Genomic DNA, 382 nt, shown 5'->3' with positions numbered 1-382 from the left:
GCCAAAATGTCATCCTCAGTTAATGAACTATTCACCAACCTTAGTGACCAGCTTGACGTTGATGTGGAACTAATCATAAAAGCCGTTTTACAAGGTAAATTAGTGCTCCTATTAGAAAATAATCACAATGTTGTGCTGGATCCTATCTCGCACAACCTGAATCGAACCATTGATCAGCCCAAAAATGAAAGTATCATTTTTGGGCCTATGGATGCTTTTGGAGAAAATATTGATGTTAATTTAGGTTTGCTTCGAAAGTGGCTGAGCACAGAACGTCTGTGCCATTCTTCTTATGAAGTAGGAGAATTRGCTAAGCGAAGGATTTCAATGATGTACATTAAAGGAAAAGCTCCAAGTGCTCTTATCGAAAAAGTTGACTGGC

Annotated in this window: 1 protein-coding gene; it reads left to right on the top strand. The window is 38.6% G+C overall.

Features of this window, described 5'->3' with window-relative positions; all coding sequences use genetic code 11:
• A partial coding sequence (locus tag AC1DUA_RS40950) for a spore germination protein (protein ID WP_477505059.1) occupies nucleotides 1-382 on the top strand: 382 nt, incomplete at both ends.

The organism is Paenibacillus sp. 01T422 (assembly GCF_056398785.1).
Note: the sequence above shows the minus strand (reverse complement) of the source record. Positions and strands in the feature narration are given on the sequence as shown.